Source organism: Limosilactobacillus sp., from assembly GCF_022651205.1.
Lineage (GTDB): Bacteria > Bacillota > Bacilli > Lactobacillales > Lactobacillaceae > Limosilactobacillus.
Map to the genome: position 1 here is coordinate 1 of NZ_JALCQI010000036.1, position 13,191 is coordinate 13,191.

At 42.0% G+C, this 13,191-nt stretch carries 10 protein-coding genes and 3 tRNA genes; all 13 read right to left on the minus strand.

What is annotated here, in order from left to right; all coding sequences use genetic code 11:
- Positions 1–184 precede the first annotated feature (184 nt).
- The 13 genes from LKJ51_RS06765 to LKJ51_RS06825 all read right to left on the minus strand — a co-directional run bounded on the left by LKJ51_RS06765 (position 185) and on the right by LKJ51_RS06825 (position 12,658).
- Positions 185–270 (minus strand) — tRNA-Leu (locus tag LKJ51_RS06765).
- Positions 271–327: 57 nt separating this feature from the next.
- A complete protein-coding gene (locus tag LKJ51_RS06770) occupies positions 328–780 on the minus strand; it encodes a SprT family protein (RefSeq protein WP_291979746.1) in 453 nt (150 codons plus the stop codon).
- A complete protein-coding gene (locus LKJ51_RS06775; RefSeq protein WP_291979744.1) occupies positions 773–2,950 on the minus strand; it encodes a Tex family protein in 2,178 nt (725 codons plus the stop codon). Before LKJ51_RS06775 ends, LKJ51_RS06770 begins: the two co-directional genes overlap by 8 nt.
- Positions 2,951–2,977: 27 nt before the next feature.
- Positions 2,978–3,802: an ammonia-dependent NAD(+) synthetase gene (gene nadE / locus LKJ51_RS06780; protein ID WP_291979743.1), complete on the minus strand. Its 825-nt coding sequence runs from the start codon at positions 3,800–3,802 to the stop codon at positions 2,978–2,980.
- 11 nt (positions 3,803–3,813) lie between these two features.
- The gene (locus LKJ51_RS06785) at positions 3,814–5,280 is read right to left on the minus strand and encodes a nicotinate phosphoribosyltransferase (protein ID WP_291979742.1); all 1,467 of its coding nucleotides are present in this window, start codon (positions 5,278–5,280) and stop codon (positions 3,814–3,816) included.
- Positions 5,281–5,337: 57 nt separating this feature from the next.
- Positions 5,338–6,039, minus strand: coding sequence for a GntR family transcriptional regulator (locus tag LKJ51_RS06790; protein ID WP_291979741.1), 702 nt, complete (start codon positions 6,037–6,039; stop codon positions 5,338–5,340).
- Positions 6,040–6,177: 138 nt separating this feature from the next.
- Positions 6,178–6,894: an aspartate/glutamate racemase family protein gene (locus LKJ51_RS06795; protein ID WP_291979740.1), complete on the minus strand. Its 717-nt coding sequence runs from the start codon at positions 6,892–6,894 to the stop codon at positions 6,178–6,180.
- A 39-nt stretch (positions 6,895–6,933) separates the two neighbouring features.
- On the minus strand, positions 6,934–8,583 hold the full coding sequence (locus tag LKJ51_RS06800; protein ID WP_291979739.1) for a YidE/YbjL duplication: 1,650 nt from the start codon (positions 8,581–8,583) through the stop codon (positions 6,934–6,936).
- Positions 8,584–8,682: 99 nt separating this feature from the next.
- Positions 8,683–10,023: an MFS transporter gene (locus tag LKJ51_RS06805; RefSeq protein WP_291979747.1), complete on the minus strand. Its 1,341-nt coding sequence runs from the start codon at positions 10,021–10,023 to the stop codon at positions 8,683–8,685.
- Between the two features lie 132 nt (positions 10,024–10,155).
- Positions 10,156–10,797: a hypothetical protein gene (locus LKJ51_RS06810; RefSeq protein WP_291979738.1), complete on the minus strand. Its 642-nt coding sequence runs from the start codon at positions 10,795–10,797 to the stop codon at positions 10,156–10,158.
- A 69-nt stretch (positions 10,798–10,866) separates the two neighbouring features.
- Positions 10,867–10,938 (minus strand) — tRNA-Gln (locus tag LKJ51_RS06815).
- Between the two features lie 10 nt (positions 10,939–10,948).
- Positions 10,949–11,031: transfer RNA gene (locus LKJ51_RS06820), tRNA-Tyr, on the minus strand.
- Positions 11,032–11,161: 130 nt separating this feature from the next.
- Entirely contained in the window at positions 11,162–12,658 is a 1,497-nt protein-coding gene (locus LKJ51_RS06825) for a peptide MFS transporter (RefSeq protein ID WP_291979737.1), read from the minus strand.
- Between the last annotated feature and the right edge of the window lie 533 nt (positions 12,659–13,191).

The following is a 13,191-nucleotide window of genomic DNA, read 5'->3' on the forward strand; positions in this document are numbered from 1 at the left end:
TTTCTGTGTGATTTGGCGATTTCATTGTAACAGAGGGGACCTCTGTTTTTTAGTTTAAATGTAAAAATCTGGTATTGGTATAGAAAGTGAAATTTCTATATCAACACCAGATATTGTAGAGCCCAAAAAAAGTCTTGATAAATCGTTATAAACACGAAATATCAAGACTTATCTAATTTAGTAGTGCGGCCGAGAGGACTTGAACCTCCACGGTCATAATCGACCATAAGATCCTTAATCTTACGCGTCTGCCAGTTCCGCCACGGCCGCATATCAACCAACGAATACTATTATAACAAGATCCCTATTCGTTGGCAACAACTTTTTTTAATTTTTCAAAACAAAATGGTGACCACATCTTCTGCAAACATAGCGATCAGTGTTAAACCGCCGTTGACGAACAATCTGGATCCCACACCCAGTACACTGATAGTACCAATAGTGACGCGAACGTTTCTTTGCTTTACTAGTTGCCGGTGCATAGCGTGAACCACCAACTTGTGCCAATAATCGCCGAAATTCAAGACTTCGGTGATGGTAATCACGACCAGTCAAATGAAGGTGGTAATGGCAAAGCTCATGAAGGACGACCCGTTTTAAGTTTCCCAAATCAAATTCCGTGTACATTAACGGGTTAATGTCGATATGGTGATCATTCAGGTGGTACCGTCCGCCGGTGGTCCGTAATCGCGAGTTAAAGAAAATTTGGTGTTGAAATGGCCGCTGGAAATATTCCACCGACCATTTTTCAGTTAGTTCTTGTAATTGTTGATTATTCATCGCTACCATCTTGAGGAGCAATCATCGTTAATTGAATTCGTTGCCGTTTAAGGTCAACATCATCAATCCAGACATCAACAATATCACCCACTGAGACAGCTGCACGAGGATCCTTAATGAACTGTTTGCTCATTTTAGAAACGTGGACAAGACCATCGTGCTTAACACCAATATCAACAAAGGCCCCAAAGTCGACAACGTTTCTTACCGTTCCCTGAAGCTTCATCCCCGGCTTTAAGTCATCAATCTTCATTACGTCCTGCCTAAGCAATGGTGCTGGCATTGAGTCACGTAAATCACGCCCCGGCTTCTTTAGTGATGCCACAATATCCTTAACCGTTTCCTCACCAGCATTTTCCGTTGTGAAGTCGGCAATATTGATCTTCTTTAGCTGCTCTTCAGCCACTGAAGATCCAAGATTATCAACATTAATCTCAGCTGTTGACATGATCTTCTTGGCAATCGGGTAACTTTCTGGGTGAACATCAGTATTGTCGAGTGGGTTATCCCCATTAACAATCCGCAAGAAACCAACAGACTGTTGATAAGCCTTTGGTCCCAATCGTGGAACATCCTTTAGCTGTTTCCGGTTGGTGTACTTACCATGCTCATCACGATACTTCACAATATTCTTAGCAGTCGTCTTATTCAGCCCAGAAATTTGGGTTAACAGTTGGTAACTTGCTGTATTTAAGTTTACCCCAACCCGGTTAACGGCCCGTTCAACAACTGCATCCAATTCACCAGACAGTTCTTTTTTCGGTAAATCGTGCTGGTATTGACCAACCCCGATTGCCTGTGGCTCAATCTTAACAAGCTCAGCCAGTGGATCCTGGAGACGACGACCAATACTAATGGCGCTTCGTTGTTCAACGTGAAGGTCTGGAAATTCATCCCGAGCTTCCTTACTTGCAGAATATACCGAAGCACCAGCCTCATTAACGATTACATAATAAACTGGTCGCTTAATCTTCTTCAGGGTATTCACAACAAATTGCTCAGACTCTCGACTAGCCGTCCCGTTACCGATCGCAATCATCTCAACATGGTACTTTTCAATTAAATCAATTAGCTGGCCTTCAGCCTGTGCTCGTTTTTCCTCTGGCGCTGGTTTATGAGGGTAAATCACCGCTTTAGTTAAGAATTTACCATTCTCATCTAAAACAGCAAGCTTACATCCTGTCCGGTAAGCTGGGTCAAATCCCAACACAACCTTTCCCTTAATTGGTGCCTGCATCAATAAGTGATAAAGGTTTTCACCAAACACCTTAATTGCTTGTTGATCAGCATTTTCCGTTAATTGGCGACGGATCTCCCGCTCAATTGCTGGTCCCAAGAAACGCTTATAGGAATCAGTATAGGCATCTTCAATCAACTTCACCGCAGTGTTTTCCTTACTCGTCCGAATTAACCGGAAATGAAGGTAGTTTAATACCGCATCATCGTCTACGGTAACCTTAACATTCAGGACTCCTTCTTTTTCACCACGGTTAATTGCTAATACCTGGTAAGAACTCAGGGATTTTACAGGACTGGTAAAGTCATAGTATTGTTCATATGTCTTCAGCTCATCCTTTTCCTTACCATTTCGTTTAACCGCAGTTACAAGTTGACCATGTTGGCTCATGAAGTTTCGTAACCAACTCCGGACCGTTGACATTTCACTAATTGCTTCTGCCAGGATCTCGTGGGCACCGTCTAAAGCATCATCGACCGTTGTCACATCGTCATTAAGATACTTTGTCGCTTCAGTTGCTAGATCAGTATCAGGGTAAGTCAATAACCAGTTAGCAAACGGTGCCAAGCCGTGCTCCCGGGCAACCTGTGCTTTAGTTTGTCGCTTTTGCTTATATGGTAAGTACAAGTCCTCAACCGTCTGCAATTCAGTTGCGGCTAAAATTTGCTTTTCCAGTGCTGGAGTTAGCTTTCCAGCTTCCTTGATTTTATTAATAACTGTCTGTTGCCGGTCAAGCAGTGTCGTTACGTGACGGTATTGATCATGGATTTCCTGAAGTTGGACTTCATCCAATGTTCCAGTTGCTTCCTTCCGGTACCGGGCAATAAAAGGAATCGTGTCCCCCTCATCCATCAGCTTTAAAGCCGCTTTTATTTGTGACTCATGCAACTTAGGAAGCTGCTTGCTAACTAACTTAATTGATTTCTCGTCCATACAAATATAAATCCTCCGTCAATTGTTTTACCGCCACCAAGTATCAGCTGGATTAATTGGCTGGTGACGCTTATGTTGTGTCCGCCTATACCAGTTTTCAATCTTCGTTGCTGCTTGGGAATCAACCTGCTTTCCCTCAAGGTAATCATCAATCTCCTGGTAAGAAACACCAAGAGCCTTTTCATCAGGAAGCATTGGCTTATCATCTTCCAAATCAGCAGTTGGGACCTTCTCGTATAGGTGTGCGGGCGCATTAAGGGACTTCAAAAGCATTTTCCCTTGTCGCTTATCTAGTCCAGATAATGGCGTTATGTCAGCACCACCATCACCATACTTAGTGTAGAAACCCGTTACCGCTTCAGCAGCATGATCGGTTCCTACCACGGCACCGGAATGTTCACCAGCAATTGCATACTGAACAATCATCCGTTCACGAGCCTTGATATTCCCCTTATTAAAGTCACTAATCGTTGTCCCAGCACCTGTAAGCGAATCTACCATGGCATCTGTTGCGGGCTTAATGTTAACCCGAACCATTTTATCTGGGTGAATAAACTCGTCAATTGCCATCATGGCATCAGATTCATCAGCTTGTTCGCCATACGGTAACCGCACCGCAATGAATTGGTAATCTTGATCACCAGTACCTTGCCGTAACTTTTCAACCGCCAATTGGGCTAGTCGACCGGCTAGGGAAGAATCCTGTCCACCAGAGATTCCAAGGACTAATGTCTTCATCCCCGTCTTCCGCAAAAAAGCACTTAAAAATTCAACTCTTCGGTTAACTTCTGCTTTCGGGTCAATCTGTGGTTGCACGTGAAGCGTTTCAATAATTGTTTCTTGTAAAGTCATTTTACCGTCCCCTAATTATTCAGCGTTTTTACATACTCGTGAATCTTGTGAATCATTTCCAGTTTATTGTCATAGCATTTCTGTGATAAATCGACTGGGTAAACTTCGGGATTAAGATCACGCTTATACTCGTCCCAAAGGATATCAAGGTTCTGCTTTCTTCTTTGACGAGTTTCTTCCAAGCTAGGTTCATCATAAACAAATTGACCGTCTTTCCAGATATCCTTTAGCATTGGTCGTGCCTTAAACTCGTCAACATCCTTTTGCTGAAGTGGAAAATCAGGATTGAACATGTTGAGTGATTTTTGTTTCCGCGGGTCTTCACCATCTAATGTAATGTAATCCCCTTCACTCTTGTTGTCCGCACAATCGTTGATCCGCCAAACCTGCTTTTTCCCTGGGGTCGACATTTTGCTAATGTTATTTGATAACTTAATTGTATCAACCATTTTGCCATTTTCATCTTCAATGGCAACTAACTTATAAACTGCCCCTAGAGTAGGTTGGTCATAAGCGGTGATTAACTTAGTCCCAATTCCCCAAACATCAATTTTGGCACCCTGCATTTGCAGATTTTGGATTGTCTTTTCATCAAGGCCATTAGAAGCATAAATCTTAGCATCCTTAAAGCCAGCATCATCAAGTTGTTGACGAACTCGTTTGGAAAGGTAGGCCATATCGCCACTGTCAATTCGAACACCAAGAAAGTTAATCTTATCACCGAATTCCTTTGCCACCTTAATTGCAGCCGGAACACCGCTTTTAAGCGTATCAAACGTATCAACCAGGAATACACAATCATGGTGAGTTTCAGCATACGCCTTAAAGGCATCATAATCGTTCCTGTAGGATTGAACTAAGGCGTGTGCATGGGTCCCAGAAATTGGAATACCAAATAGTTTACCGGCACGAACGTTACTCGTTGCATCAAAGCCACCAATATAAGCTGCCCGGGTTCCCCATAAAGCAGCATCAAACTCTTGCGCTCGACGGGTTCCAAATTCCATAACCGGTTGGTCGCCAACAATTGACTTAATCCGGGAAGCCTTCGTAGCAATCATGATTTGGTAGTTAATGATGTTCAGGATGGCCGTTTCTACCAATTGAGCTTCAAGAATTGGCGCATCAACCTGAATGATCGGCTCGTGGTTAAATACCAGATCCCCTTCCTCAAAGCTTCTGATCGAACCAGTAAATTTGAAATCCTTTAAATAGTCCAAAAAATCAGGATCAAATTGGCTGGTTGAGCGAAGATATTCAATATCGCTTTCAGTAAAATGTAAGTTTTTAACGTAGCGAATGATGTGATCCAGACCGGCAAAAACCGCATAGCCATTTTGAAATGGCATCTTCCGGAAGAAGGCTTCAAAAACAGCTCGACGATTTGCTTGTCCTTGCTTCCAATATGTTTGCATCATACTAAGCTCATAAGCATCGGTATGAAGAGCTGTACTGTCATCCGGATAATTAAATTTCATTATTTAGTTTCCTCTCAAATTAATTTAATAATCAACATTGTAACACGAATCTGTCACTTATTTTTCCAAAACGAATTCAAAACGGGATCCTACATATTGAGTATGAACGTACTCAAATGGCGTCCCATCCTGAAGGTACGATAGTTGGGTCATCCTCAATAATGGGTCACCACGTTTAACGTTCAGATATGTTGCGATCCGTTCAGTAGCCTTTGTTGCCGAGATGTGTTGAACCGCATGGCCAGGGTAAAGGTGGGCCTTTCGCTCTAGAGTTTCCCAAAATGAGCTTGTGACTTCTTCCTTGCTTAAGCCCTTAACAAGCCTAGCGGGAATTGTGGCAATTTCAAAACAAATTGGAACATTGTTTCCCGAGCGAATTCGTTCCATCCGGACAACCTCCTCGCCATCCTTTAGGTCTAACTTTTCAATTTCTACCTGAGAAGGAATCGTTAAGTGGTAGGAAACGGTCGTGCTAGATGGCGCCTTACCGATCGACTTCATTAGATCCGTAAAGCTCGTTACCCCTGACATCCGTTCCTGGACTTTCCGGTTAGCAACGAATGTCCCAGAACCAACTCGTCGTTCAAGAATTCCTTCATCAACCAATTCCTGAATTGCCTGACGTAATGTCATCCGGCTAACGTTAAATTGACCAGCAAGTTCACGTTCGGCCGGGATCTTCTCGCCAACTTTCCACTTACCATCCTCAATATTTTCTCGTAACTGATTATGGATCTTGATATATATCGGTGAACTCATTTTTCTCGTCCTCCTTGCACCATTAAGAGCAATAAATAGCTATTTCCAATTGTAACATCAATATGCATGGTTAGACCAATTGAAAAAAGCGTGAACAAGGATACATAGTGTTCTCCCCATTCACACTTTTGCTATAACTTATTTACTTTCGTTTCTAATCTTTAATGCCCGTTCTAGGGTTCGGTCAATAATAATTGATTGTGAATCTGCTACCGGGTATTGCGTCTCTGGATCCATTTCCTCGGCATAAGAAAGCTCTGTACATCCGAGAATAACGATGTCACAGTGTTCTTCTTCGATCATCTTTCTCACAAGTTCATGGTACTTTTTACCGTCAGAATGACCTGCTTCCTTGATGTCATGGTAAATTAAGTCTTCAGTCATTTCCTGAATTTCAGGTGTTGCCTTAACTTCCTCGTAACCAGCATTCTGAATATAGGAATCATAAATGCCGGACTGCATAGTACCATCAGTCCCCAAAAGGCCAACTCGCTTAGCATCTGGCTTAATGCGCTTAATTTCATCAACAGTTTCCTGAAGCATGTTTAAGATCGGAACCTTAGTGGCTGCCTGCAATTCATCAAAAGAGTAGTGAGCAGTATTGCAGATTAAAACAAAAAACTCTGGATTAAGAAGGCTTTGTTGCTTGATATCCTCAATTAATGCTTTGGTTGGACTTGGTTTGCTGTGATCAAGAATCCAACTCGTCCGGTCAGGAACCGTTGCGTGGTTAACAACAATGTAATCTAAATAATCTTGATCCCGCTTACTTGGTGTCCGCTGATCGAGAATCCGAACATAGCTCTCAGTGGCTAACGTTCCCATTCCACCGAGAACGGTAAAAAATTTCTTCATGAATCCTAACCTCACTTTATAACTTACATTTTCCTATTTTTAAGCCAATAGTGCAACAAAAATAGGCCCTAATAAAGTAATTCCAATATTTCCCATAATATAGGCAGGTGTTAGTGCAGCCGCAAAGTATGCGCCACCTTCCGAACCCGCCTGATCAGCAATCTCAGTCATTGCTGCCGCACAGGTCCCAGAACCGGTCAAACCACCAACTAGGGCTAATGGCTCTATATGCAAAACATAACGCCCAAACAGGAGTGTTAACAGGTGTGGCGCAATTGCAACCACCGCACCAATGAACAGCACTCCTACACCTAGCGATTTAATGGCACCCGTAAATGCTTGGGCCGATTGTAGGCCAACCGTCCCGACGAAAAGGGTTAAGCCCAGGTTTTGGAAAAAGCCGGTAACTGTTGGTGGAATTGAGTCATGGTCCCGGTGACGAGAAATCCACGTACTCAGAGTAAGCCCCATTAATAAGGCTGCAACCCCATTACCAAGTTCTAGGGGAATCCCGTTTAGCTTTAACCCCAAAATTCCGAGAAGTGATGCACCAGCGATCCCAAGTGAAAATAGCGAATAGTTAATCGCCTGAGAACTTGTGTGCCAGCGTCCCATCTTTTTCAAGATTGCCGATGTTCGGGATGTATTACCGGTTAAGGAAATCACGCTTCCTGGATGAAGTTGGTTAAATAACTGTTCGTTTCCGGTATCCGGATCCTGGATATTAATGAAGACGCCGTGTTGCCGTAAATGAGCCAATTGAGTTGGCTTGAAGTTCTTACCTAAAACAAATTTCCGTTCTCCTGGTGCTTTCGTTGGTGTCAGAACTTCAGTTGTCCCTTTAACACCATGCATTCGGTCAAAATGTACCGCATAACCAATCACTGTCAATAGATCACCAGCTCTGAGCTGATATTCAAGGTGATCCGTCATTTCATCCCCATGAAAGGCAACCAACGCAATCAGTCGGTAATGAGTCCAGCGGTTAAAACCACCAATCGTTTTACCAATTAACGGTGAGTCCGCCTCAATCCGGTACGTTCGCCGCCATGTCGGGTTTGGATTCTTTGCGTGAAAATGATACTTCCGCGCCATTAGCGGTCCCTGCTGGTTTATCTTTATTCCTAATAATTTAGGTGCAAGATCACGAAGGAAGATAATCACACCCAAGGTTCCAAAAACATACGTCAAAGCATACGCGACCGGTAGTTGGGCCTCATATGTTGAGCGAACTGCACTACTTACCGGCAGTGAACCAATCGTGCGGAGTGAACTCGCAACGGTTGAAGACTGGGTCAATGAGCCTGCAATAATCCCCGAGGCAACTCCCGGTCCAATATGAAAAGCCGCAAAGAGTCCCCAGGAAATAAGGAAAGCAGACATTAACCAAAAGATACTAATGATTAAAATTCGTGAACCAAAAATTTTCAAACTGATCATCATCTGTGGTCCAATTCGGTAGCCAACAGAAAACATAAATGAGGCGAAGAAAATCGTCCCTAACATCTCATCACGAGGGAAAGCACCAATTTGACCGACAATTAAGGTAACAACCAACGTTGCCACTGTCGCTCCAATGCTAAACCTTCCCCCAATTTTATAGTCCCCAATTGCAAAGCCCAAAGCCATGCAAATAAATAAGGTAAAGACCTGGTTATGAACCATAAAGTGAATAATTGTATTAACCATAAATATTCTTTCTTTGTCCTCGAATAATCCCTTAATTTTGTCTATTACAGTCACTCATTTTAACATTATCTACGGGTGAAGACCATCAACTAATGAATCTTATTTTTTTCGTTGAATTTGGTAGTTACAAACAACGGTGATGAACGTTAAAATCGCTAGGCAAGTGACAATCAGATAATCTAATCGACCACCAACCATCGTTCGCTGAGCTGCCGAACCGGTCGTCTGTTTTTGAAAATAAGAGATAAGGGATGCTAAAAGACCAGTTCCCATCGATCCCGCAAATTGTTGAACCATGTTAAAGACTGAATTCACGTCTGAACTATTCTCCTGTTCAACGAGCATTGAAGCATTTGAAATGGTATTAGGGAATGCCAGATTAAACCCAATTCTTAAAATTAAGAAAAAGATGGTAACGGTGATTGCGGTTAACTCTGCTTGAAAAATAATAAAGCACAGAGCTCCAATAACAAGCAACACGCTACCGGTAGTAACCGGCTGGGCATATCCTTGTTGATCGGCCCATCGTCCACCAAATGGCGCAAGTAAAGCCCCAACCAGTGAACCTGACAGCAGAACCAATCCAGCCACCATCGCTGACGAATGAAGAACGTACTGCATATAAACCGGAATAACTAGTGAAATCCCGATATTAATAAACTGGAGATTAAAATAAGTGATCGTTGAAAGCCTGATTGGAACTACCCGAAAGATTGAAAGGTTCAGTAGTTGTGAACGTCCATGATTATTAACATAGATAAAAAGCAACGCCAGAAAGAGACCAATACAAAGAAAAAGCCAAAATGGTCCAGTCAGGCCATTATTACCAATTAAGGACATTGAATATATTACTGTAATCAATGCTAATGATAGCAACAATAAGCTTAAGTAACTGAATCGCTTCGTATTTCCAATCGGTTGATTTCGAATTGTTAATTGACCAACAACTAAACTAACTAATGCCAATGGCAAGATTAGCCAAAAAATCATCCGCCAGGACATCGTTTCCGAAACAATTCCCCCGTAAGTTGGTCCAATCGCTGGTGCAAATGAGATTACCATTCCCGCAAAACCAGTCATGATCCCTTTCTGATTAGCCGGGATTTCCGTAAAGATTAGATGAAATAAAATTGGGGTTGATAATCCCGTTGCCGTCGCCTGAATTAACCGGGCAACTAACAATAAGGGGAAATTAACCGCACATGCACCAATAACATCCCCAACGACAAACATCAATACCGCAACGAGTGCCAATCGCCGGGCAGGATACTGGCGTAATAAGTAAGCAGTTGTTCCCATTACTATTGTCACCATTAACAAATAGCCAGTAGTAATCCACTGAACAACACCAATCGAAACATTAAAAATCCTTACTAGTTCCGGATACGTCACGTTCATTGCCGTTTCATTAAGGATGCCGACAAACGTTAACAATGCCATGGAAAGGATTGCTGCATAAACGTGCTTACTCTTGTTATTACTCTTTCCCAACTTTTTTCACCTCTCATTTAAATATAAAAAAGCCATGGCGATAAACTCCGCCACAGCACCTTTCATTATTTTAACAGTTAGTTATTCTTTTTCCAATGCCAATAGCCACTCTTTAGTCCCTTCGTCTAACTTGGGATCGACTACTAAGGGGAATGGCTTAAATAGAACCGCTATTTGTTGCCAATTAATCTGATTATTCTGATAAATCGTCTGCAAAAGGCGTTGCTTCGTTAACTCCTTAACCTGCTGATTTACTGGCCGATTAAGGAATGTCATGGCAACAGCCTTAGTGGCCAGCTCATTCGCAACTAATTTAGTGAGGTTAGCTTGAGTAACAGTTCCCGAAACAAGCACCCGACCTTTTAACGGGACAGCCGGAACCTCACGACAAATAAAGTGTTGTAATGTTTCCCATCCAGCAATAACTTGCCGATAAAATTGCCATGGAACCCGGCTATTTAATTTTGTTAATAAGTTGGGGATAGTTGAAGATAAATCTATTCGCTGTTTCTGACGGCTTTCCAATATTTCAATCAGAAAACGTTGGTTACTTTCCTGAATCTCTTTTGCTAACTTCTTTTTACTCGTTAAGTTAAAACGCAAGATTACATAATCAATAAACTTCTCATCATCAATGGTTGAATGCTGAGAAGCTCGTTTTACTTTAAACTGGTTCAGTTGTTTTAATCGGCTAGATTTTGCAAAGTGCCCTTGCTTAGGCATCTCGATTACCCCTTCACTAATTTTTGTAAACAAAAAAGCCACCAACCAAACAGTTGATGACTTTGGCAGTTGGGCTAGCTGGATTCGAACCAGCGCATGACGGTACCAAAAACCGTTGCCTTACCGCTTGGCTATAGCCCAATAATAAAAGTGGAGGAGGGTGGATTCGAACCGCCGAACCCGAAGGAACGGTTTTACAGACCGTCGCGTTTAGCCAGACTTCGCTACTCCTCCATCACAACGTGACAGTTAACTAGTAACAATCAACGTTTATTATAATATCGAACTTTGACCAAAAATGCAAGGACTTTTTTAAAAAATAAAAGAATCCGCCAAAAAGCAGATTCTCCAAGAATCGTCTATTTTAATTTACGCCATCCATTAGACTGTGGATCTTCTTTACGAAGAACATCAGAATAATACCAAAGGCAATACTTACAAGACCAACAATCATGAAGTAAGGAACTTCAGTTGCGGATGAGTAGTATTTAACGATTTGGGCGTTAACGGCTTGACCAGCTGAATCGGCCAAGAACCACATACTCATCATTTGTGACTTAAATGCCTTTGGTGCAAGCTTAGTGGTTACTGATAAACCAATTGGTGAGATTAACATTTCACCAATTTCAACGATGAACCATGAACCAACAAGCCAGAATGGACTAACACGACCATCAGTCCCGTACATTAATCCTGGTAAAGTCATTAAGATGTATGACAAACCGGCAAAGACAAGTCCGGCAGAGAACTTACCAGGTGCACTTGGTTGACCCTTCCAGTGATCCCACAGTGCAACGAACACTGGTGTCAAAATCATGATGAATAATGGGTTCAACGTCTGGAAGTTAGCGGCTGCAAAGTGCCAGCTACCAATGTGAAGAACTGTCCGTTGTTCAGCGAACAATGCTAAGACAACTGAACCGGATTCTTCGATTGCCCAGAAGATTGCGGCAGCGATAAATAGTGGGATATAAGCAATTACCCGTGACTTTTCATGCTTAGTAACCTTCTTGGAATTCAACATCATAATGAAGTAGTAAATTGGCAATGCAATCGCAACAAAGGTAATGATGTTGATAATGTTAGTGATGTTTAATTGACCAATTGCGGCTAACAATCCAAGAACAACAGCTAAGACCGCAACACCAACAATCGTCCAGATAATAATTGGTCGTAAATCGTCCTTTTCAATTGGGTCATTAGGGTAAAGGCTATCCTTTGAAAGGTACTTACGTCCGTCAAGTGTATATTGAAGTAACCCAAAGAACATTCCGATTGCGGCTAGTGAGAAACCAGCGTGGAAGTTCATTTCATTACCGAACATGTGGAAACCAAATCCATTAGCAGCCCAAGGAACAGCCCAAGGCGCAACAGCAGCCCCCAAGTTAATCCCGAAGACAAACATACTAAATCCGGAATCACGACGTTCATCGTCAGCACTGTATAATCCACCAACCATTTCTGAAACGTTTGGCTTCAATAAACCAGTACCAGCAACAATTAACGCAATTGAAATGTATAAGGCAGTAACACCGGCTGGTAATGACAAGGCAATATGCCCAAACATAATCAGTACACCACCGATGAAGACGGTCTTCCGTGAACCCCAGACACGATCTGAAAGCCACCCACCAACAACACTGGATAGGTAAACTAATGAACCGTAAATCGCCATGATCGACGCTGCGGTAGACTGGTTCATTCCCAAGCCACCCTTGGTTACAGCGTAGTACATGTAGAATAGCAGGATGGCACGCATCCCATAGTAACTAAACCGTTCCCACATTTCAGTGAAGAACAGTGTAGATAGTCCTCTTGGTTGCCCAAAGAAGGCCGTATCTAAGTCTTTCTCTTTACTCATACAATTCCTCCAAGTAATATCTTTAGAAGATAAAAATAAGACATAAAAGTTAATTAAATTAAGAAACTTTCACATTAAAATTTCATAATACAACCATTATAGGCGTCTATCTTGAAAGCGTCAATTCAAAAATAAATTTTTGATGAGAATAATTAACAAGAATGGCTCAAAATAATACATTTAATTAACACTATTTGTAATGTTATTAAGCTATTAAGCGTTACTTCATTAATAATTTTAAGCTAGTATCCATAATTCACCTAACTTAATAAAGTTAATCTCATTTTTTAGTAACAAAAACAACCTAAGATTAGTTCAGAAGCTGGGAATTAACTTTCTCGGAGGGACGGTTGACTAACCTAGAACGATGAATGATGATGAAATCATCAGAGTCGTTCGTAGCCGAATAGGCTTGCTTCGCTGCGTTAGGCTCGAGTCCCTCAGTTACGATACGAAGTGAGCCTATTTGGATTCCCGCGATTAGACTCTGTAAGTTCGGAGATTACTAAGTATATTTAAAGGGTGAGAAAAAA

What these genes read in the sequence shown, in the direction of transcription:
- LKJ51_RS06810 (WP_291979738.1), bottom strand. Translation starts at nt 10,797, where the DNA reads ATGCCTAAGCAAGGGCACTTTGCAAAATCTAGCCGATTAAAACAACTG.
- LKJ51_RS06790 (WP_291979741.1), bottom strand. Translation starts at nt 6,039, where the DNA reads ATGAGTTCACCGATATATATCAAGATCCATAATCAGTTACGAGAAAAT.
- LKJ51_RS06770 (WP_291979746.1), bottom strand. Translation starts at nt 780, where the DNA reads ATGAATAATCAACAATTACAAGAACTAACTGAAAAATGGTCGGTGGAA.
- LKJ51_RS06800 (WP_291979739.1), bottom strand. Translation starts at nt 8,583, where the DNA reads ATGGTTAATACAATTATTCACTTTATGGTTCATAACCAGGTCTTTACC.
- LKJ51_RS06785 (WP_291979742.1), bottom strand. Translation starts at nt 5,280, where the DNA reads ATGAAATTTAATTATCCGGATGACAGTACAGCTCTTCATACCGATGCT.
- LKJ51_RS06775 (WP_291979744.1), bottom strand. Translation starts at nt 2,950, where the DNA reads ATGGACGAGAAATCAATTAAGTTAGTTAGCAAGCAGCTTCCTAAGTTG.
- nadE (WP_291979743.1), bottom strand. Translation starts at nt 3,802, where the DNA reads ATGACTTTACAAGAAACAATTATTGAAACGCTTCACGTGCAACCACAG.
- LKJ51_RS06825 (WP_291979737.1), bottom strand. Translation starts at nt 12,658, where the DNA reads ATGAGTAAAGAGAAAGACTTAGATACGGCCTTCTTTGGGCAACCAAGA.
- LKJ51_RS06795 (WP_291979740.1), bottom strand. Translation starts at nt 6,894, where the DNA reads ATGAAGAAATTTTTTACCGTTCTCGGTGGAATGGGAACGTTAGCCACT.
- LKJ51_RS06805 (WP_291979747.1), bottom strand. Translation starts at nt 10,023, where the DNA reads ATGGCATTGTTAACGTTTGTCGGCATCCTTAATGAAACGGCAATGAAC.